This window comes from Sinorhizobium sp. P24N7 (assembly GCF_042436655.1).
Classification (GTDB): Bacteria; Pseudomonadota; Alphaproteobacteria; order Rhizobiales; family Rhizobiaceae; genus Sinorhizobium; species Sinorhizobium meliloti_A.
In genome coordinates, this window is record NZ_JBHMIW010000028.1 from 19,090 (window position 1) to 38,913 (window position 19,824).

The following is a 19,824-nucleotide window of genomic DNA, read 5'->3' on the forward strand; positions in this document are numbered from 1 at the left end:
CTGCAATATTATGGTATACCATAAGACGTAATAGATATGTTGGGAAGGATTTCCAATGCCCGTTCAGATCCGCAAAACGCTGCTCCAAATCGAAACGACCTTGATCGAAGGAGGCAAGGCCACCCCGCAGCCGTTGAAGCTGTTTTCGGCGCTGGCGGTGGTGAAAAATCCGTGGGCGGGGCGGGGCTTCGTGGAGGACCTCAAGCCGGAGATCCATGCGGCAGCACCTGTGCTTGGGGAGCTCCTGACAAGAATGATTATCGACGCCGTGGGCTCAGGCGAAGCGGTCGAAGGCTACGGCAAGGCCGCCGTTGTGGGGCTTGACGGTGAGATCGAGCATGCCTCGGCACTCATCCATACGCTGCGCTTCGGCAATCACTATCGCCAAGCGGTCGGCGCCAAGTCGTATCTCGCCTTCTGCAATACGCGCGGCCCCGCCAACGCCACCGTCATGATCCCACTGATGGACAAGAACGATGAGGGTCGCCGTTCTCACTACCTGACGATTCAGACGGCGATGCCCGATGCGCCGGCCGCCGATGAAATCGTCGTGGCTCTTGGCGCATCGGTTGGCGGACGCCCGCACCATCGGATCGGCGACCGCTATCAGGATCTGAAGGACCTCGGCCAGGACGTCGCCAACCCGGCCGGCGTGTAAACGGCAGGCACTTCGATGCAGACGGTCACATCAAATACGTCCGGGGAGGGCGGCACGGCGCTGCCGCGCAAGACGACTGTGCGCGGAGCCGCCTACCTCGAAGCCGGTGAGGGCGAGCCGTTGATCCTCATTCACGGCGTCGGCATGCGCCTCGAGGCCTGGGCGCCGCAGATCGAAGCCTTCGCCAAGACCCATCGCGTCATCGCGGTGGACATGCCCGGGCATGGCGGCAGCGAGAAAATCGCGGCGGGCAGCACGGTGCGCGACTTTGTCAACTGGTTCGGCCGCTTTCTGGACGATATCGGTATCGACCGTGCGAATCTCGCGGGGCACTCGATGGGTGCGCTGATTTCCGGCGGCGCGGCGGCAACCTTCGCCAACCGCATCACGCGAGTCGCTTATCTCAACGGCGTTTACCGCCGCGATCCCGCGGCAAAGGCGGCCGTTCTGGCCCGCGCAGCGGCGATCCGAACAACCGGCGTGGACACGGCGGGACCGTTGCTGCGATGGTTCGGCGATGATCCGCAGAGCCAGCGAGCACGGGAATTGACCCGCACGTGGTTAGAGGCGGTCGATCCGGAAGGATACGCGATCGCCTATACCGCCTTTGCAAACGGCGACGAGGCCTATGCCGATTGCTGGCCTTCCGTCACTTGCCCCGCCCTTTTCCTCACGGGTTCGGGAGACCCGAATTCGACGCCGGAAATGGCTGAGCAGATGGCGTCCCTGACGCCGAACGGATGGGCCCGCGTCGTCGATGGTCACAGACATATGGTCAATCTGACCGCGCCGGAAAGTGTCAATGCGCTGATGGCGGAGTGGCTGAATTACCGGGAGGAGCCGGCATGAGTGTGGAAGATCCAAGAGCTTTGCGCGACGCCTTTGGCGCCTTTGCGACCGGAGTGACGGTGGTGACAGCGAACAATCCGGCGGGCCAGCCAATCGGTTTTACAGCCAATTCCTTTACGTCCGTCTCGTTGGATCCGCCCCTGCTGCTCGTGTGTATTGCCAAGACCTCGCGCAATTATGAGACGATGACCGGAGCGGAGCGTTTCGCCGTCAACGTCCTGTCCGAAACACAACAAGACATCTCCAACACCTTCGCCCGGCCGGTGGAGGATCGGTTCGCGTCCGTCGACTGGAGGAAAGGGCCGAATGGTTGCCCGATCTTTTCCCAGGTCGCGGCCTGGTTCGAGTGTTCGAAGCAGAACCTCATCGAGGCTGGCGATCATGTGATAATGGTCGGGCGCGTAACGGCCTTCGAGAACAGCGGACTAAATGGCCTCGGCTATGCCCGCGGCGGCTATTTCACGCCTAGGCTGGCGGGCAAGGCCGTTTCCGCGGCCGTCGGGGGCGAAATTCGTCTCGGCGCAGTGCTCGAGCAGCAGGGCTCAGTATATCTCGTGGGCGATGAAACGCTGTCGATCCCGAGTTGCACCGTCGAAGGCGATGACCCCGCCCGGACCCTGGCGGCGCATCTCGAGCAATTGACCGGACTGAACGTCACCATCGGCTTTCTCTATTCGGTCTATGAAGACAAGAGCGATGGACGGCAGCACATCGTCTATCACGCACTGGCCAGCGACGGTGCCCCGCAAAGAGGCCAGTTCCTGAGGCCGGAGGACGCCGCCCAGGCGAAATTCAGCAGCACCGCGACCGCCGACATCATCAATCGTTTCGTGCTCGAAAGCTCCATCGGCAATTTCGGTATGTACTTCGGCGACGAGACCGGCGGCACGGTTCACCCGATCGCGAAGAAGGACGCACGCTCATGAAATTCTCGCTTTTCGTTCACATGGAGCGCCTGGATGCCTGCCAGGACCACAAGACGCTGTACGAAGAATTCGTCACACTTTGCGAAATCGCCGACCAAGGCGGCATGCACGCGATCTGGACCGGTGAACATCACGGAATGGAGTTCACCATTGCACCGAACCCCTTCGTGACAATTGCCGACCTTGCCCGCCGCACCAGAACCGCGCGGCTTGGAACCGGCACGGTGATCGCCCCGTTCTGGCATCCGATCAAGCTCGCGGGCGAAGCCGCGATGACGGACCTGATCTGCGATGGCCGGCTCGATATCGGGATTGCCCGCGGCGCCTATTCCTTTGAATACGAGCGGCTGTTGCCGGGCCTCGATGCCTGGAGCGCCGGGCAGCGCATGCGCGAGCTCATTCCGGCGGTGAAGGGTATTTGGGCGGGTGACTACAGCCACAATGGCGAGTTCTTCAAGTTTCCTGCCACGACCTCGTCGCCGAAGCCGCTGCAGAAACCCCATCCGCCGATATGGGTTGCTGCGCGCGATCCGAACTCGCACGAATTTGCCGTCGCGAACGGCTGCAATGTGCAGGTGACGCCGCTCTGGCAAGACGACGACGAGGTGCGGAGCCTGATGGGACGGTTCAACGACGCCTGCGCGAAAAGCCCTGAGGTCGAGCGGCCGAAGATCATGCTGCTGCGCCACACCTATGTCGGCTCCGACGAGGTGGACATCGCACAGGCCGCGCATGAGATGAGCGTCTACTACAACTACTTCTTCGCCTGGTTCAAGAACGAGAGGCCGATCACACAGGGCCTCATCGAGCGGATTCCGGATGAGGAGATTGCCGCCAACGCCATGCTCTCGGCCGAGGCGATGCGACGCAACAACGTCGTTGGTGCAGCCGACGAGGTCATCGCTCGCATCAAGAGCTACGAGGCGATGGGTTATGACGAATATTCCTTCTGGATCGACACGGGCATGACCTTCGAGCGCAAGAAGGCGTCGCTAGAACGCTTCATCGCCGAGGTCATGCCGGCATTTGCGGAGTAGGGCACATGCAGCGCTTCCAGTGTTACATCAACGGTGAATTCACGGACGGCGAAGTCCGGTTCGAAAGCATCGACCCTGCCACCGGCCGTGCCTGGGCGGAGATGCCGGAGGCGCGAGAAGCGGACGTCGATCGTGCCGTCGAGGCTGCATGCAAGGCCCTTCATGACGGGCCGTGGCACAAATTTTCCGCCACGCAGAGAGGCAAGCTCCTCTACAAGCTTGCCGATCTCGTTGCAGAAAATGCCGGCAAGCTCGCCGAACTCGAAACGCGCGACACAGGCAAGATCATCCGCGAGACCTCGGCGCAGATCGCCTATGTCGCGGATTATTACCGCTATTACGCCGGGATCGCCGACAAGATCGAGGGCTCCTATCTGCCGATCGACAAGCCGGATATGGATGTCTGGTTGCGGCGCGAACCGATCGGCGTCGTCGCCATGGTCGTGCCCTGGAACAGCCAGCTTTTCCTCTCGGCGGTGAAGATCGGTCCGGCGCTTGCGGCCGGCTGCACCATGGTGGTGAAGGCTTCGGAGGATGGACCGGCACCGCTCCTCGAATTCGCGCGGCTGGTGCATGAGGCGGGCTTTCCCGCCGGCGTCGTCAACATCATCACCGGCTTCGGCCCCTCCTGCGGCGCGGCGCTCAGCCGACATCCTCAAGTGGACCACATCGCCTTCACCGGTGGGCCGGAGACCGCGCGCCATGTGGTGCGGAATTCGGCGGAGAATCTCGCCTCGACCTCGCTTGAGCTCGGTGGCAAGTCGCCCTTCATCGTCTTCGCCGACGCCGACCTCGAAAGCGCTGCCAATGCGCAGGTCGCCGGGATCTTTGCCGCGACGGGACAGAGCTGCGTCGCGGGTTCGCGGCTGATCGTCGAAAGAAGCGTCAAGGATCGCTTCCTGCGGATCCTCAAGGCCAAGGCGGAGGCGATCCGGATCGGAAGCCCTCTCGATATGGCGACGGAGGTCGGCCCGCTCGCGACTGAGCGCCAGCGCGACCATGTACAAGCACTGGTCGCCCGCTCGCTCAGCGCCGGCGCCGGGCTCGTGACCGGCGGCACCGCGCCTGAAGGTGCTGGCTTCTATTTTCGCCCGACCATTCTCGATTGCGACGGTAGCGCCTCGCCGTCGCTCGATAACGAGTTCTTCGGTCCCGTACTCTCGGTCCTGTCCTTCGAAACCGAGGCCGAAGCTCTGCGTCTCGCCAACGACACGCGCTACGGGCTTGCGGCCGGTGTCTTTACGCAGAACCTCACGCGGGCGCACCGGTTGATGAAGGGGATCCGCGCTGGGATCGTCTGGGTCAACACCTACCGGGCGGTGTCCCCGATCGCGCCCTTCGGCGGTTTCGGGCTCTCCGGCCATGGGCGCGAGGGCGGCCTCGAAGCCGCGCTCGACTACACGCGGACGAAGACCGTCTGGCTCAGGACGTCGGACGATCCGATCCCAGACCCGTTCGTGATGCGGTGACGGCGATGTTCTACGAGATCCGCACCTATCGACTGAAGAACGGCGCCATCCCGGCCTACCTGCAGGTGGTGGAGGACGAGGGGATCGCCATCCAGAGGAAGCATCTTGGCGAACTCGTCGCCTATTTCTTCTCCGAGATCGGTCCGATCAACGAGATCGTCCACATTTGGGCCTATGCGAGCCTCGACGACCGTGAGCGGCGCAGGGCGGCACTGATGGACGACCCCGACTGGCGGGCATTCCTCCCCAAGATACGCGACCTCATCGAAGTCGCGGAGAACAAGATCATGAAGGCTACGCGCTTTTCGCCCACCGGCGGCGCATCACCAGAACAACCAATCAAGTAAAACCGGGAACAACGGAGCAAGGGAACATGAAGAGGATATTCGCTTTAACGATCGTCGCCGCCGCCATGGCAACATCCGCGCCGGCATCCGCCGCCGATCTCGTTTTTTCAAGCTGGGGCGGCACGACACAGGACGCGCAGAAGGCTGCCTGGGCTGACAAGTTCGCGGAGAAGACCGGCAGCAACGTGCTGCAGGACGGGCCGACCGACTACGGCAAGCTCAAGGCCATGGTCGAGGCGAATGCCGTCACCTGGGACGTAGTCGACGTCGAGGGCGACTACGCCGCGCAGGCCGGCAAGAAAGGTCTGCTCGAAAAGCTCGACTTCTCAGTTATCGACAAATCGAAACTCGACCCGCGTTTCGTCACCGACTACTCGGTCGGCAGCTTCTATTATTCCTTCGTCATTGGTTGCAACAAGGACGTGGTCGATGCCTGCCCAAAGACGTGGGCGGACCTTTTCGATACGGAAAAGTTCCCCGGCAAGCGCACCTTCTACAAGTGGTCGGCGCCTGGCGTCATTGAAGCAGCGCTTCTGGCGGACGGCGTGCCGGCTGACAAACTCTATCCGCTCGATCTCGACCGCGCCTTCAAAAAGCTCGACACTATCAAGGGCGACATCATCTGGTGGTCCGGCGGCGCACAGTCGCAGCAGCTCCTTGCCTCTGCTGAGGCACCCTTCGGCAGCCTCTGGAACGGTCGCATGACCGCGCTAGCCCAAAGTGGCATCAATACCGAAACCTCCTGGGAGCAGAACATCACGGCCGCCGATTCACTCGTCGTGCCGAAGGGAGCGAAGAATAAGGAAGCGGCGATGAAGTTCATTGCACTTGCAACATCGGCCGAGGCCCAAGCTGAACTCGCCAGTTTAACCGGCTACGCGCCCATCAATTTGGATTCCCCAAAAATGATGGACCCGGAAGTGGCAAAAACGCTGCCGGACGCGCAGACGGCGAGCCAGGTTAACGCAGACATGAACTACTGGGCAGAAAACCGCGATGCGATTGGTGAGCGCTGGTACGCCTGGCAGGCGAAATAACCACCGGGAACCACTGGGAGGACGGCTGTGGCGTTCTTCCGGTGCTCCGGCGGTCAGAGGGCTGCGTGCTGTCCCCTGACGGCGCATTGCCCTCTTGATGGGAGGAAAGACGACGATGGTTACGCAGACCGAAACCGAGAGCGGGAGACCGTTTGCGCCCGTACGCGCCCGGCGGCCGACCGACTTTGATCTGACTTTGCCGGCGCTCGGCCTGCTGATCCTGTTCTTCGTGCTGCCGGTTGCCATCCTGCTGATGCGCAGCGTCACGGAACCAATGCCGGGCCTCGGCAACTACGCCGAACTGCTGGGCTCTTCGACCTATTTGCGCATATTTGTAAACACCTTCATCGTATCCGGCCTGGTCACATTTGTCTCGTTGCTGATCGGTTTTCCGGTCGCCTGGGCGCTTGCCATCCTGCCCACCCGCGTTGCTTCGGTGGTATTCGCCATTCTGCTCCTGTCCATGTGGACCAATCTGCTGGCACGCACCTATGCCTGGATGGTGCTGCTGCAGCGCACCGGTGTCATCAACAAGCTGCTGATCGGGATGGGGCTCATCGACAAGCCGCTTCCGCTCGTCAACAATCTGACCGGTGTGACGATCGGCATGACCTACATCATGCTGCCCTTCATCATCCTGCCGCTCTATGGCGTCATTCGGAAGATCGACCCGGCCATCCTGCAGGCGGCCGCACTTTGTGGCGCCAACCGCTGGCAATCGCTCGTCCGCGTGCTCTTGCCGCTGGCGATGCCGGGCATGGCGGCGGGCGCGCTCATGGTCTTCGTCATGTCGCTCGGCTACTTCGTCACGCCGGCGCTGCTCGGCGGTACCGCGAACATGATGCTCGCCGAACTCATTGCGCAGTTCGTCCAGTCTCTCGTCAATTGGGGCATGGGTGGTGCCGCAGCCCTTGTGCTGCTGGTCGTCACACTGGCGCTCTACGCCGTCCAGCTCCGCTTCTTCGGCACCGATCGGATGGGAGGGCGCTGAGATGCTTTTGAACTTCGATCGCCTCGGCTGGTGGAAGCTCGTTCTCCTCGGCATCACGCTGCTGACGACGGCATTTCTGCTTCTGCCGATCCTGTTCATCGCGGCGCTGTCCTTCGGATCGTCGCAATGGCTGATCTTTCCGCCGCCCGGCTGGACGCTCAAATGGTATCAGGAGCTTCTCGCCGATCCGCGTTGGCTCGAGTCCGCCTGGACGAGCTTCCAGATCGCGATCATTGTCACTGTCCTCTCGGTTCTGCTAGGGCTCGTGACCTCGTTCGGCCTAACCCGCGGGCGTTTCCCGCTCCGAGAAGCGTTGAAGGCGCTGTTCCTGACGCCGATGATCTTGCCGGTCGTGGTACTTGCGGTCGCGCTCTACGCATTTTTCCTGCAGATCGGACTCAACGGGACCCTAACTGGCTTCGTCATCTCGCATCTGGTGCTGGCGCTTCCCTTCTCGATCCTATCGATCACCAATGCGCTCGAAGGCTTCGACAAATCGATCGAGGATGCCGCCGTGTTGTGCGGCGCGTCTCCGCTCGAAGCCAAGCTCCGGGTGACGCTGCCGGCGATCAGCCACGGCATCTTCTCTGCAGCGATCTTTTCCTTTCTCACCTCCTGGGACGAAGTGGTCGTTGCAATCTTCATGTCGAGCCCGACGCTCCAGACGCTCCCCGTGAAAATTTGGGCGACGCTGCGGCAGGATCTGACACCGGTCGTCGCTGCAGCTTCCACGCTTCTCATTCTCTTGACCGTGCTCTTGATGGTGTTCGTCGCCATCATTCGCAAAGGACTGAAATCATGAGCAAACCTTTCCTGCAAATCCGGGGTATTCGCAAAGAGTACGGGCCGGTGACCGCCGTGCAAGACGTCAATCTCGATGTCGCGCAGGGCGAGTTCCTGACATTTCTCGGCCCCTCGGGATCGGGCAAGAGCACTACGCTCTATATTCTCGCCGGCTTTGAGAACCCGACGCGCGGCGACATCCTGCTCAACGGCGAAACGCTGCTCATGACGCCATCGCACAAGCGCAACATCGGTATGGTATTCCAGCGCTATACGTTGTTCCCTCATCTTTCCGTCGGCGAGAACATCGCCTTTCCGTTGACGGTCCGCCGGCGGCCGAAGCCGGAAATTGATGCCAAGGTGCGCCAGATGCTGAAGCTTGTGCGGCTCGAAGGCTTCGAGGACCGCAAGCCCGCGCAGATGTCCGGTGGGCAGCAGCAGCGTGTCGCATTGGCGCGCGCCCTCGCATATGACCCACCTGTGTTGTTGATGGACGAGCCCCTCTCGGCACTCGACAAGAAGCTACGCGAAGAAATCCAGCACGAAATCCGCCGGATTCACCAGCAGACGGAAGTGACCATCCTCTATGTCACGCATGACCAGGAGGAAGCGCTTCGCCTTTCCGATCGGATCGCCGTTTTCTCGAAGGGCGTGATCGACCAGATCGGCACCGGGCCGGAGCTCTATGCCAATCCCGCGACCCGGTTCGTCGCCGAGTTTATCGGCGACAGCGATTTCCTGCCCTGCAATGTCGTCTCTGCGGCGAATGGCCGGGCTGAGATCGCGATCGGCGATAGCATGACCGTTTCCGACGTGCCCCTTCATGGGGCGGCATCCTCCGGCAGCAAGGCGGCGCTGATGCTAAGGCCGGAGCGACTGCTCCTGTCCAAGACACGCTCCGATGCTGGGTTGCCAGTCACGGTCAGCGACATCACCTTCCTCGGCAACAACGTCCACGTCGCCACGAAAACCAGCAAGGGCAACGACCTGTCGGTCCGCCTGCCGTTCGGCCACGAGGCGATCTCCGGGCTCAATCGCGGCGATGCCGTGTGGCTGAGATTCGATGCCGGCTCGGCGCATGTCTTCGGTCAGTGAAAATCACCGCCGTGCCGCGGGCGGCGCGCCCGGCAACGGAATTCTAGCCGCCGGGATACAATCCGATGCGCGGCCGCACGAGGAGCTCTGCGAATGACGATTTCGGAAACACTGCTCGCCAGGCTGCAGGATCCCAGCCTGGCGATCGACAAGGGATTGCTCGGGACGGAGTGGGTCGCGAGTAGCGACAGCGGGAAGAGGTTCGACGTCATCAATCCGGCGACGGGCGAGGTCGTCGCCACCTTGCCCGACATGGGCCGGGCCGAAACCGCGCGTGCCATCGATGCGGCCCACGCAGCGCAAAAGACGTGGGCGAGGAAGACCGGCAAGGAACGCGCCGCGGTGCTGCGCAACCTCTACGACCTCATCGTCGCCAACGCCGATGACCTCGCCACCATCCTGACCATGGAAATGGGCAAGCCGCTCGCGGAGGCGAGGGGCGAGATCTTTTACGGCGCGTCCTACGTCGAATGGTTCGGCGAGGAGGCCAAGCGTGTCTATGGCGATACCATTCCTGGTCACCGGTCGGACAAGCGCATTATCGTTCTCAAGCAGCCGATCGGGGTCGTGGCGGCGATCACGCCATGGAACTTCCCGAATGCAATGCTTGCGCGCAAAATGGCGCCTGCGGTTGCAGCCGGCTGCGCAATGGTCGCGAAGCCTGCGGCGGAGACGCCGCTGTCGGCGCTTGCAATCGCGGTTTTGGCGGAGCGCGCCGGCCTGCCGGCGGGACTCTTCAACGTCGTCCTGTCGACCGACTCGGCCAGTGTCGGCAAGGAAATGTGTGCGAACGACAAGGTGCGCAAGCTGACCTTCACCGGTTCTACCAATGTCGGCAAAATCCTGATGCGCCAGGGCGCCGACCAGATCATGAAGCTGGGTCTGGAACTCGGCGGCAATGCCCCCTTTATCGTCTTCGATGACGCCGATCTCGACGCGGCGGTCGAAGGGGCCATTATCTCCAAATACCGCAATAACGGCCAGACCTGCGTCTGCGCCAATCGGCTGTTCGTGCATGCCGGGGTCTATGACGCCTTTGCCACGAAACTCGCGGCCAAGGTGCGGGAGATGAAGATCGGCGACGGGCTTGAGCCGGGCATCGACGCCGGTCCACTGATCTCGGAAAAGGCGCTCGCCAAGGTCGAGGAACATATAGGCGACGCGGTGGCAAAGGGCGCGGCAGTGGTTCTCGGCGGCAATGCCCGAGGCGGCCTTTTTTTCGAGCCAACCGTGCTGACGGGTGTCACTATCGACATGAAGATCGCTCGCGAGGAAACCTTTGGACCTGTTGCGCCGCTCTTCAAATTCGAGACGGAGGAGGAGGTCATTGAAACGGCCAACAATACCGAGTTTGGCCTGGCGTCCTACTTCTACTCGAAGGATATGAGCAAGATCTTCCGCGTAGCGGAAGCGCTGGAATACGGCATGGTCGGCATCAACACCGGCCTGATCTCCACCGAAGCGGCCCCGTTCGGCGGCATCAAGCAGTCCGGCCAGGGCCGCGAAGGTTCCAAGTATGGCATTGAAGACTATGTGGAGATTAAATACCTCTGCCTAAGCATCTGACCGTAGCGCAGGTTTCGCGCTGACCAATGCAACGGGGGCAAATCTCGACACGGAGTGTGCGCGAAGCTTCGCACTTGGATGGTGAGCCGAAGCGCGAGACAGGAACACGCGCCTCTAGCATAATTTAGCGATCCCGCGCGAGTGGGCTCGCGTGCTGCCCTCGAAAGGTGCCCCGTACGGTTTGTCGGGAAGATGTTCGCATCCTGTGTCGACGGCAACCACTATCCGTGCTCTCCGGAGAGTACGTTGTGAGCTGCCGCCGGAGAAACCGGGGAGATCTTAGATGGTCTCCAGGTGTCGGCGCACTGCTCCCGAGTCCCGATCACATGCCGATCGGCAGAAGCGGTTCGGCTTCTCCAACTTGCGCAGCCGCATCGAGCGGGGCGCGGGAGAAACTCAATCTTTCCGGCGAGCGCTAGTGGATGTCCCTATCTTGCTGGAGGGCGTCAAAAGCGCGCCGATCGTTTGCATTAGATTGTAATAGTAAAATCCGCTATGCAGGCGTGTTCGCCACTCGTTACGCCTCGTGAAGCGATGCCGCCCATTCCGCTTCCATCTCGGCAATATCCTGGAAGCGGTCGGCGATACGGGCATGCGGCCGGCCGCCATCGGCAGCGCCGATCGCCACGACGATCTCGCCCGGTCCGGGCGCATCGGCAATCAGGAAATTGGCGGTCAGGAAGTGCGAGCGCTTGCCGCTTTCGCTCTTGTGCATCATCGGCAGCGACAGAAGCGCGCCGGGGCCGTTGCGGGTATTGGCGAATTCCAGGTAGTTCGTACCGCCGATCGCTTCGCGGAACGGATTACCGAAGCGCAGCGTGTGGATCATCGCCGACGCATGTTCGATTTCGCCGTTAATGCCGACCGCCGCCGCCTTGCCACAAGCTTCGATCTTTTCGGCATCCATCTGGCGCAGCAGGCGCGTCGTCATCTCATGGCTGAGGTCGCCGGCGATGCGGATGATCTCCGGCCGCAGGTTCTCGACGAAGCCGTGCCCGGCCCAGGGATTCTGGATCACTGCCGCCACGACGACCATGGTCACCGGCCGAGGCGCTGCCTTGCCGCCTTCGACATGTGTTTCTTCGAGGAAGGTAGAAATCTTTCTGATGCCGAGTGTCATGCCCTGCGCCCACACGAAATGCTAAAACTCGCTGAAGCCTAGCGGCTAAACGGCGAACGTCTTCCTTCGATCGGCGGAAGAGGGCGGCTCCAGCTTCCATCGAAACGGAGTAGATTTCCATCGAATGCGCGCGCATGATGCGCCCGCTGAAAGGTAGCGAGGCAGTTTGGATCAGAAGTCTCAGATATTGGCGCTCCGCGACGTTGCAAGCCAGATCAACAGCGGCGGCGATCTGCAGACCGTGCTGCAGCATCTGATTGCGGCGGCGTGCCGTCATGCCCATTGGTCGCTCGGCTCGATCATGGGGATCGATGCGGCACATGGCTATGCCTATGTCATCGTCCGCTATGACCCGACGCTGATCGAGCGGCAGCTGCCCGACAGATGGGAGCTGGCGACCAGCCCCTCGCTGATCGCCCTACAGCGCAATGAGCCCGTCTATATCCGCGACGCCCGCGAGTCCGTCGAATTTCCCGGCTACCGCAAGGAAGCTTTCGAGCGCGATTACCGCACCGTTCTCGTCATGCCGATGAACTGCAAGGACGCCGAGGGCCGGCCGATGGTGCTGAGCGTCATCTCGCGCCAGATCACCGAGGTCTCCGAGGACGATCTCGCCTTTCTCGGTGCCATCATTCACATGGGCGCCATTGCCGTCGAGCGCGAACACCGGCTGGAAGCCGAGAAGCGTGCGGCGCAGCGGCTCGAGCGGGCACTGCGGGCGCATACCTCGCTGCTCGAACATGTCCTGAGCGACGGTGCGGTCGCGCCCCTTTCTGCCATGGTCGGCATGATGCTGCCCAATCCGACCGTCGTCGTCGATTTCACCGCCAATCAAGTCATCGCTGGGCGTGCGCCGAACGGGCTCTATGACGAGGCCTCCTGGCAGGAGGCGGCGGCCACCACGGTCGCCCGGCCACTGATGAAGGCGGCGCGTGAGGCGATCGACCGCGGCACGACCGATGCCGCCTACCTGTTCCTCGATGACGGCGCGCAACGCTTCAAGATCTCCGCGCGTATCGAGCCGCTGACGGTCGATGGACAGCTGGTTGGCGCATTGATCATCTTTCCGACCTTGCGTGAGTTCAGCGATCTCGATCTCCTGATGCTCGACAGCGCCAAGTTCGCGCTTAGCGTCCAGATGATGCGCAGCTTCATCCGCTTCCGCTTCGAAACCCGCACCCAGACCGAGCTGTTCTTCGAGATCGTTGAGGCTCGCTGGCGCAATGCCGGCGATGTCGCTCAGCGCGCCCAGCGGCTGGGGCTGAATTTCTCGGTGCCGCAGCAGATGATCGTCGTCGACTTCCCCGACAAGACAAAAGCCTTCGGCGGGGCCTCCGTCGATGTGGAACACACGCTTGCCCGCATCATGCTGCAGGCCTCGCTGCAGGCAAACCTGATCGCCATCGATGGTGGCGTCGTCTGCCTCGTGCCCTATGATGCCAGTAAAAGGCAGGAGCGGACGGTCAAGCTGACGCGCCGTATCGCCGAGGAGCTCGGCCGCTATTTCGACGAGCCGCCTGTTGTCGTTGCGGGAACGCGCTGCGCGGCGCTGTCCGACTATCCGGCTGTCTGGGAACGCTGCAAGCGGATGATCCGCATCGGCCGCTCTTTTGGTTTGACGGGAGCGGTATCGGCGCAAGACTTCGGGCCGCTGCCGATGCTGGTGGCCGCGTCCGAAGCCGGCGAGGTGCGCAGCTTCGTGCAGGAAAGCGTGGGCGCCATTGCCGAGCATGACCGCGAAAACGGCACGCCCTATCTGAAAACGCTCTCCACCTATCTTCAGGAAGCCTGCCGCAGCCAGGCCTGCGCCGATACGATGGGCCTGCATGTGACGACGCTGCGCTACCGCCTGTCGCGCATCCAGGAGCTTTTCGGCGTCGATGTCGAGACGCCTGAGAAGCGCTTCGCCGTCGAGTTGGCAATCCGCCTGCATAGCGTTATCGACAATCGCGTCAGCGCCGAAAAGTAGTCTCTCACAGCCGGCACCCGCGGTTTCGCGGCGCATCCTGCCGGCCGCTTTTTGTCTCCTACCGATCGCAGCAGAAGTTTTCTGCTCACTCCGTCGAAGCCAAGGAAGAACCGCCGGACGGGCAGCGATAGCCTCCTCTCAACAAACGGAGGAGGCACGAACGCATGGCGGAGACAGCGGAAAAGGCGGATGCGCCGATCGACCCGATCGCCCTGCGCCGGGCTTTTGGAACTTTCGTGACGGGCGTCACCGTCATCACCACCCGCGACGAAAACGGAACACCGCGCGGCATGACGGCGAACTCGTTCACATCCGTCTCGCTCGATCCGCCTCTGCTTCTGGTCTGCATCGCAAAATCGGCGTGCAGCTATCAGGCCTTCACTGGTGCCGGGTGCTTCGCCGTGAATATCCTGCACGAGGGACAGGTCGGGGTATCCGCGACCTTCGCCTCCAAGTCGCCGGACAAGTTTCAGTCCGTCACCCACGATCGTATTCATACCGGCGCGCCGGTGCTGACCGACAGCCTCACCTGGTTCGACTGCACGACCTACAACACCGTCGATGCCGGCGACCATGCTGTGTTGATCGGCGAGGTGCGCGCTTTCGGCACCAGCCCGACGGCGCCGCTCGGCTTTTGCCGCGGCCGTTATGCCAACGTCAAGGATCCGCTGCCGGCAGGTTGGCTGGCCTCGCATGGCATGATCATCGGCTATCTCATCGAGGCCGGTGACGGCCTGTTGTTGCGCTCGGACGGCAAGGGCGGGTGGGTGCTTCCCTCGGCGCGCCGCCGCAAGGCTGACAGCCAGCTCGTTGTCGAAGGCGGCGATGCGTTGAGCCTCGTGCCGGAAGAAACCTTTCTCTACTCGGTCTTCGACGTGGCCGACAGCGATCCCGGCTATCTCGTCTATCGCGCTCGGATGGCGGGTGAGGGTGCGGGCATCAATGTGCCTGCGGATCTCCGTTTCTTCGCCATTGACGATCTGCCCTACGAGGCGATCGCCACCCACGAACTGCGTTCCATGCTGCGCCGCTACGTGCGCGAACGGCAGGCCGGCCGGTTCGGTATCTACATGGATTCAGACGACGGCGGCCGAGTCGCAATGATCGACGGCGAAGCCCGCGCCTGGGTCCAAGCCTCCCAAGACCAAGGGCAAATAATATGAAGAGGACCGTTAGCTCAATCGAGGGTTCGCGCCAGGGCCTGTTCATCAACGGCGAATTCGTGGCGCCGAAGAGCGGGAACTATATGGCGAGCTACGATCCGACCACGGGCACGCCCTGGTACGAATTCGCGGAAGCCGATGCCGACGATGTTGCGGCTGCCGTCGCTGCTGCAAATGCCGCCTTCCGCAATCCCACCTGGCGGCGCATGACGCAGACCGATCGCGGCGCACTGGTGCGCAAGCTCGCCGAACTCGTCCGTGCCAATGCTGATACGCTCGCCGAAATCGAGACGCGCGACAACGGTAAGCTGCTCAAGGAAACCCGGGCGCAGATGCGCTCGATGCCGGATAGCTACCACTATTTCGCCGGCATGGCCGACAAGCTGCAGGGCGATACGATCCCGATCAACCGAATGGATACGCTGAACCTCAACCTGCGCGAACCGCTCGGCGCCGTCGGCATGATCACGCCCTGGAATTCGCCGCTGATGCTTCTGACTGGAACGCTGGCGCCCTGTCTGGCGATCGGCAATACCGTCGTCATCAAGCCGTCGGAACACGCCAGCGCCTCGACGCTGGCGCTCGCCGAACTTATCCATGAAGCGGGCTTCCCGGCTGGCGTCGTCAACGTCGTCACCGGCACTGGCAAGAGCGCCGGCGAGGCGCTGACCTGCCATCCCGGCGTCTCCAAATTCGTCTTCACGGGCAGCACCGCGACGGGTCGCCGCATCGCCGGAAACGCCGCGCAGAATCTCGTGCCCTGCTCGATGGAGCTCGGCGGAAAGTCGCCGCATGTCGTCTTTGGCGATGTCGAGATCGAGCATGCCGTCAACGGCGTCGTGTCCGGCGTCTTTGCCGCTGCCGGACAGACCTGCGTTGCCGGATCACGCTGCTTCGTCGAGGCCAGCATCTACGACAAGTTCATCGACGCGCTGATTGCGCGCACCGCCCGCATCCGCGTCGGTCTGCCCACGGTCGACGACACCGATATCGGTCCGTTGGCGCTCGCCGACCAGCTGTCCAAGGTCGAGGGTTATGTCGCTTCGGGCGTCAAGGAGGGCGCCAAGCTCGCGGCCGGTGGCCGCCGTCCGCAGAAGGAGGGCCTCTCGAGCGGCGGCTGGTACTACGAGCCAACAGTGATGGTCGATGCGCAGAACGACATGGGCTTCATGCGCGACGAGATCTTTGGCCCTGTTGTCGGCGTCATGCCTTTCCGGGATGAGGCCGAGATGATCGCACTCGCCAATGACAGCTATTACGGCCTCGCCTCCGGCATCTGGACCAAGGATATCGATCGCGCCCTGCGCTTCGCCAACCAGATCGAAGCCGGCACCGTCTGGGTCAATACCTACCGCTCCGCCTCCTTCATGTCCGCCAATGGCGGCTTCAAGGAGAGCGGCTACGGACGGCGCGGCGGCTTCGAAGTGATGCATGAATTCTCGCGGCTAAAGAACGTCATCATCGATTATTCCGGCGCCATGCAGGACCCCTTCGTCATCCGTCTGAAGTGACGGCACGCACAAAAACTGAACTCGCAAGGGAGGCAAGCAGATGAAATTCGCAGTATCGCTGACCATGGAGCGCTTCTCACCCGACGTTCCGATGTCGAGGGTCAAGAGCAACCTGCTGGAACTGGCCCGCATGGCCGACGAGGGCGGCTTCGAGGCGCTCTGGACGGCGGAGCATCACACGATCGAGTGCACGATCTCTCCCAATCCGTTCCAAACGCTCGTCTGGCTCGCGCAGCATACGCAGCAGATCCGCTTGGGTACCTCGACGCTGGTCGCGCCTTACTGGAGCCCGATCCGTCTCGCCGGCGAATCCGCGCTCTGCGATCACCTGACCAATGGCCGCCTGGAATTCGGCATCGCCCGTGGCTCCTACCAGTACGAGTTCGACCGGATGGCCGGCGGCATGCCGCAGCAGGAAGGTGTCGCCTACATGAAGGAGATCGTCCCGGCGGTGAAGAAGCTCTGGGCCGGTGACTATGCCCATGAAGGGCGCTACTGGAAATTCCCTGTCGCGACGTCGGTGCCGAAGACGCTGCAGCAGCCGCATCCGCCGATCTGGGTCGCGGCTCGCGATCCCGGCTCCTTCGACTGGGCGATCGCGAACGGCGCCAGCATCCTCTCCACGCCGCTTTCGCAGCCGGCAGCCGAGATCCAGGTCCTGGCCGACAAGTTCAACAAGGCCGTTGCCGATCATCCCGAAGTACCGCGCCCGCGCTTCATGATGCAGCGCCGCACCTGCGTCTACGACAAGGCGGATGGCTGGGAACTCGCGGTCAAGCACAGCATGGATTATGGCCGCGCCTTCGAAAACCTGATGCAGAACATCGGCACGGTCCGCGAAGGGTTTCCGGAGGCCGTGCCCTATGGAGCGGTCAAGGGCAAGGACAACTACAATCCAGACAACATCCGCAAGAACCTAATGTTCGGCACACCTGATGAGGCGATCGAAAAGCTCCTGGTTTATGAAGAGGCCGGTGTCGATCAGTACTGCCTCGGCCTGACCTTCAACCTGCCCTTCGAGCTGCAGAAACGGACGATCGAGCTGTTCGTCAAGGAAATCATGCCCTTCTTCGCGCAGCGCGAAAAGGACAAGCAGCGAAAGGCGGCGGCAGGCTGACATGGCAGAGGCACAGCGCCATACCGTCGGAGACGTGACGCTCAACTACCGAATCGACGGCAGCGGCGAACCGCTGGTCTGCATCCACGGCGTCGGCTCCTATCTCGAAGCCTGGTCAGGCGTCGTCGAGCGCCTGAAAGACAGCTTCACGGTCCTAACCTTCGATCTGCGCGGCCACGGGCACTCGAGCCGGGTCAAGGGCCGCTACGAGATCGACGATTTCGTCAACGAGGCGCTGGCGCTCGCTGACAAGGCAGGCTTCTCAACCTTCAATCTCGCCGGCTTCTCGCTCGGTGGGTTGATCGCTCAGCGGTTGGCGCTCACGTGTCTCGGGCGGCTGCGCAAGCTGGTGCTGCTCTCGACGGTAGCCGGGCGGACGCCGGACGAGCGCACACGGGTTCTCGAACGGCTCGCGGCGCTGCGGGCGGGAACACCCGCCGACCACCACAACGCCTCGCTGTCGCGTTGGCTCACGGAAGATTTCCAGGCGCAGAACCCCGCCGTGATCAACCGGCTGCGGCAGCGCGATGCCGAGAATGATCCGGAGTGCTATGCGGCCGCCTATCGCGTGCTGGCGGAAACCGACTTTGGCGGCTTCCTCGACCAGATTCGTTGCCCGACGCTGATTGCGACGGGAGAAGACGATGCCGGATCCAACCCGCGCATGGCCCGCTACATGCACGAGCGCATCCCCGGCTCGACGCTGTCAATCCTGCCGGGCCTGCGCCACTCCATCCTGATCGAGGCGCCGCAGACGGTGGCCGATCTCATGCGCGGTTTCCTGACCAAGGAGGAGGCGAACAATGGATGAAGCGCTCAGAAGGAGCGGCGAGGCCGTTCGCCGCAAGGTGCTGGGTGACGATTATGTCAACTGCGCCATGGACGGCGCCGACAGTTTCTCAGCTCCGTTTCAGGATGTGCTCAACGAATATTGCTGGGGCACCGCCTGGGCCGATGGCGGCCTGGACCTCAAGCAGCGCAGTCTCCTGAACCTTGGCATGCTGGCGGCGCTGAACCGCATGCATGAATTCGGCATCCACTTCCGGGGCGCGATCCGGAACGGTCTGACCGAGGATGAACTGCGCGCCGCCCTCGTCCAGATCGCCGTCTATTGCGGCATTCCGGCCGGTGTCGAAGCCTTCCGCGTTGCCCGCTCCGTGCGTGACGAGATGCGGCAGACAGGGGAGCTCTAACTTCCACCGAACCGAGGAATGGCGCGGCCCGCCGCTGCTTCGCATTGCCGGAAGACTGAGAGGGCTCTCCACTCCCAAGATCGCTTCAGGGTTCAGGAATAATTCTGCACCCGGAATACCAAGAATGACAATAAAGGGAACCATCGTATGAACAGACTGAGAAAGATTTCCGCAGCTGCAGCATCGCTTGCCGTTGCGTTCGCCGCCCTCCCGGCCAATGCAGGGGCCGTCCTCGACCGCGTCATGGCGGCTAAGGACCTGAAGGTCGCGACCGACGCCAACTGGGCGCCACAATCCTTCATGAACGAGAAGAACGAACTCGACGGTTTCGACGTCGATGTCGCCAAGGATATTGGCAAGCGTCTCGGCGTGAAGGTCGAGTTCGTGACGCCGGGCTGGGACATCATCACCGCCGGCAATTGGGCAGGCCGCTGGGACATGCATGTCGGCTCGATGACGCCGACCAAGAAGCGCGCCGAGATCTTCGACTTTTCGGCCGTCTACTACTACACCCCGGCAGCCGTCGCCGTTCACAAGGACAGCAAGGCAAGCAAGTTGTCAGACCTCGACGGCAAGGTGGTCGGCACCACCGCGACCTCGACTTTCGAATCCTATGCTAAGGGCGACCTGACGCTCGATGCTGCGGGCGCGCCTCCCTTCAAGTACGAGTTCAAGCCGAAGGAAGTGAAGTCCTACGCCAACTCGACCACCGCCTTCGACGATCTGCGTCTCGGTGACGGCGCCCGCCTCGATGCCGTTGTATCATCGCTTCCGAGCATTCTCGACGCGGTGAAGGCCGGCTATCCGATCAAGCAGCTCGGCGACCCCGTCTTCTACGAGCCGCTCGCCGTTGCGATCGAGCATGGCGACAAGGAATTCAACGACAAGATCGCCGAAGCCGTGAAGGCGATGCAGGCTGACGGCACGCTGAGCAAGCTCTCCGTCAAGTGGTACGGCGTAGACTACACGGTTGTAAAATAAGCGATGAAGACG

The 19,824-nt window shown here is 62.3% G+C and carries 19 protein-coding genes; 18 read left to right on the forward strand and 1 reads right to left on the reverse strand.

The genetic code is table 11. From position 1 onward, the window contains the following. Nucleotides 1-55 precede the first annotated feature (55 nt). From ACFHWW_RS32485 to ACFHWW_RS32535, 11 genes are all read left to right on the forward strand, one after another. Complete coding sequence (locus ACFHWW_RS32485; protein WP_102764161.1) at nt 56-658, forward strand: amino acid synthesis family protein; 603 nt, start codon at nt 56-58, stop codon at nt 656-658. Nucleotides 659-673: 15 nt separating this feature from the next. Further along, nucleotides 674-1,507: an alpha/beta fold hydrolase gene (locus tag ACFHWW_RS32490; RefSeq protein ID WP_379943399.1), complete on the forward strand. Its 834-nt coding sequence runs from the start codon at nt 674-676 to the stop codon at nt 1,505-1,507. Next, nucleotides 1,504-2,433 carry a flavin reductase family protein gene (locus tag ACFHWW_RS32495; protein WP_379943401.1) on the forward strand — a complete coding sequence of 310 codons (930 nt, stop codon included), beginning with the start codon at nt 1,504-1,506 and terminating at the stop codon, nt 2,431-2,433. The genes ACFHWW_RS32490 and ACFHWW_RS32495 overlap by 4 nt, the downstream gene beginning before the upstream one ends. Next, nucleotides 2,430-3,470, forward strand: coding sequence for an LLM class flavin-dependent oxidoreductase (locus tag ACFHWW_RS32500; protein ID WP_379943403.1), 1,041 nt, complete (start codon nt 2,430-2,432; stop codon nt 3,468-3,470). Before ACFHWW_RS32495 ends, ACFHWW_RS32500 begins: the two co-directional genes overlap by 4 nt. 5 nt (nt 3,471-3,475) lie before the next feature. Beyond that, nucleotides 3,476-4,939: an aldehyde dehydrogenase gene (locus tag ACFHWW_RS32505; RefSeq protein WP_379943405.1), complete on the forward strand. Its 1,464-nt coding sequence runs from the start codon at nt 3,476-3,478 to the stop codon at nt 4,937-4,939. A gap of 5 nt (nt 4,940-4,944) precedes the next feature. Beyond that, a complete protein-coding gene (locus ACFHWW_RS32510; protein ID WP_379943407.1) occupies nt 4,945-5,286 on the forward strand; it encodes an NIPSNAP family protein in 342 nt (113 codons plus the stop codon). A gap of 26 nt (nt 5,287-5,312) precedes the next feature. Next, the gene (locus ACFHWW_RS32515; RefSeq protein ID WP_379943409.1) at nt 5,313-6,323 is read left to right on the forward strand and encodes a polyamine ABC transporter substrate-binding protein; all 1,011 of its coding nucleotides are present in this window, start codon (nt 5,313-5,315) and stop codon (nt 6,321-6,323) included. 115 nt (nt 6,324-6,438) lie between these two features. After that, entirely contained in the window at nt 6,439-7,314 is an 876-nt protein-coding gene (locus tag ACFHWW_RS32520) for an ABC transporter permease (protein ID WP_338283416.1), read from the forward strand. A gap of 1 nt (nt 7,315) precedes the next feature. Further along, complete coding sequence (locus ACFHWW_RS32525; protein WP_379943411.1) at nt 7,316-8,116, forward strand: ABC transporter permease; 801 nt, start codon at nt 7,316-7,318, stop codon at nt 8,114-8,116. Then, nucleotides 8,113-9,192 (forward strand): ABC transporter ATP-binding protein, encoded by a 1,080-nt coding sequence (locus tag ACFHWW_RS32530; RefSeq protein WP_379943413.1) that lies wholly within the window; start codon nt 8,113-8,115, stop codon nt 9,190-9,192. Before ACFHWW_RS32525 ends, ACFHWW_RS32530 begins: the two co-directional genes overlap by 4 nt. 93 nt (nt 9,193-9,285) lie before the next feature. Beyond that, on the forward strand, nt 9,286-10,758 hold the full coding sequence (locus ACFHWW_RS32535) for an NAD-dependent succinate-semialdehyde dehydrogenase (RefSeq protein WP_379943415.1): 1,473 nt from the start codon (nt 9,286-9,288) through the stop codon (nt 10,756-10,758). A gap of 517 nt (nt 10,759-11,275) precedes the next feature. On the opposite strand, the gene ACFHWW_RS32540 is transcribed toward ACFHWW_RS32535, so the two are convergent. Further along, nucleotides 11,276-11,878, reverse strand: a complete 603-nt coding sequence (locus tag ACFHWW_RS32540; protein WP_379943417.1) for an amino acid synthesis family protein — start codon at nt 11,876-11,878, stop codon at nt 11,276-11,278. A 166-nt stretch (nt 11,879-12,044) separates the two neighbouring features. Here ACFHWW_RS32540 and ACFHWW_RS32545 point away from each other — a divergent pair, with 166 nt between their 5' ends. The 7 genes from ACFHWW_RS32545 to ACFHWW_RS32575 all read left to right on the forward strand — a co-directional run bounded on the left by ACFHWW_RS32545 (nt 12,045) and on the right by ACFHWW_RS32575 (nt 19,812). After that, nucleotides 12,045-13,847: a helix-turn-helix domain-containing protein gene (locus ACFHWW_RS32545; protein ID WP_379943419.1), complete on the forward strand. Its 1,803-nt coding sequence runs from the start codon at nt 12,045-12,047 to the stop codon at nt 13,845-13,847. Nucleotides 13,848-14,011: 164 nt separating this feature from the next. Next, a complete protein-coding gene (locus tag ACFHWW_RS32550) occupies nt 14,012-15,010 on the forward strand; it encodes a flavin reductase (RefSeq protein WP_379943421.1) in 999 nt (332 codons plus the stop codon). Beyond that, nucleotides 15,007-16,521, forward strand: a complete 1,515-nt coding sequence (locus ACFHWW_RS32555) for an aldehyde dehydrogenase (RefSeq protein ID WP_379943423.1) — start codon at nt 15,007-15,009, stop codon at nt 16,519-16,521. The genes ACFHWW_RS32550 and ACFHWW_RS32555 overlap by 4 nt, the downstream gene beginning before the upstream one ends. Before the next feature lie 40 nt (nt 16,522-16,561). Further along, nucleotides 16,562-17,638, forward strand: a complete 1,077-nt coding sequence (locus ACFHWW_RS32560; RefSeq protein ID WP_379943425.1) for an LLM class flavin-dependent oxidoreductase — start codon at nt 16,562-16,564, stop codon at nt 17,636-17,638. 1 nt (nt 17,639) lies between these two features. Further along, nucleotides 17,640-18,449, forward strand: coding sequence for an alpha/beta fold hydrolase (locus ACFHWW_RS32565; protein ID WP_379943427.1), 810 nt, complete (start codon nt 17,640-17,642; stop codon nt 18,447-18,449). Beyond that, nucleotides 18,442-18,831, forward strand: coding sequence for a carboxymuconolactone decarboxylase family protein (locus ACFHWW_RS32570; RefSeq protein WP_379943429.1), 390 nt, complete (start codon nt 18,442-18,444; stop codon nt 18,829-18,831). The genes ACFHWW_RS32565 and ACFHWW_RS32570 overlap by 8 nt, the downstream gene beginning before the upstream one ends. 147 nt (nt 18,832-18,978) lie before the next feature. Continuing rightward, nucleotides 18,979-19,812, forward strand: a complete 834-nt coding sequence (locus tag ACFHWW_RS32575) for a transporter substrate-binding domain-containing protein (RefSeq protein WP_379943431.1) — start codon at nt 18,979-18,981, stop codon at nt 19,810-19,812. Nucleotides 19,813-19,824 lie beyond the last annotated feature (12 nt).

Bases quoted from the DNA above. Each gene is read 5' to 3' on its own strand.
- ACFHWW_RS32525 (WP_379943411.1), top strand. From the start codon at position 7,316: ATGCTTTTGAACTTCGATCGCCTCGGCTGGTGGAAGCTCGTTCTCCTC.
- ACFHWW_RS32510 (WP_379943407.1), top strand. From the start codon at position 4,945: ATGTTCTACGAGATCCGCACCTATCGACTGAAGAACGGCGCCATCCCG.
- ACFHWW_RS32565 (WP_379943427.1), top strand. From the start codon at position 17,640: ATGGCAGAGGCACAGCGCCATACCGTCGGAGACGTGACGCTCAACTAC.
- ACFHWW_RS32570 (WP_379943429.1), top strand. From the start codon at position 18,442: ATGGATGAAGCGCTCAGAAGGAGCGGCGAGGCCGTTCGCCGCAAGGTG.
- ACFHWW_RS32560 (WP_379943425.1), top strand. From the start codon at position 16,562: ATGAAATTCGCAGTATCGCTGACCATGGAGCGCTTCTCACCCGACGTT.
- ACFHWW_RS32550 (WP_379943421.1), top strand. From the start codon at position 14,012: ATGGCGGAGACAGCGGAAAAGGCGGATGCGCCGATCGACCCGATCGCC.
- ACFHWW_RS32500 (WP_379943403.1), top strand. From the start codon at position 2,430: ATGAAATTCTCGCTTTTCGTTCACATGGAGCGCCTGGATGCCTGCCAG.
- ACFHWW_RS32555 (WP_379943423.1), top strand. From the start codon at position 15,007: ATGAAGAGGACCGTTAGCTCAATCGAGGGTTCGCGCCAGGGCCTGTTC.
- ACFHWW_RS32535 (WP_379943415.1), top strand. From the start codon at position 9,286: ATGACGATTTCGGAAACACTGCTCGCCAGGCTGCAGGATCCCAGCCTG.
- ACFHWW_RS32520 (WP_338283416.1), top strand. From the start codon at position 6,439: ATGGTTACGCAGACCGAAACCGAGAGCGGGAGACCGTTTGCGCCCGTA.
- ACFHWW_RS32505 (WP_379943405.1), top strand. From the start codon at position 3,476: ATGCAGCGCTTCCAGTGTTACATCAACGGTGAATTCACGGACGGCGAA.
- ACFHWW_RS32530 (WP_379943413.1), top strand. From the start codon at position 8,113: ATGAGCAAACCTTTCCTGCAAATCCGGGGTATTCGCAAAGAGTACGGG.
- ACFHWW_RS32515 (WP_379943409.1), top strand. From the start codon at position 5,313: ATGAAGAGGATATTCGCTTTAACGATCGTCGCCGCCGCCATGGCAACA.
- ACFHWW_RS32490 (WP_379943399.1), top strand. From the start codon at position 674: ATGCAGACGGTCACATCAAATACGTCCGGGGAGGGCGGCACGGCGCTG.
- ACFHWW_RS32575 (WP_379943431.1), top strand. From the start codon at position 18,979: ATGAACAGACTGAGAAAGATTTCCGCAGCTGCAGCATCGCTTGCCGTT.
- ACFHWW_RS32485 (WP_102764161.1), top strand. From the start codon at position 56: ATGCCCGTTCAGATCCGCAAAACGCTGCTCCAAATCGAAACGACCTTG.
- ACFHWW_RS32540 (WP_379943417.1), bottom strand. From the start codon at position 11,878: ATGACACTCGGCATCAGAAAGATTTCTACCTTCCTCGAAGAAACACAT.
- ACFHWW_RS32495 (WP_379943401.1), top strand. From the start codon at position 1,504: ATGAGTGTGGAAGATCCAAGAGCTTTGCGCGACGCCTTTGGCGCCTTT.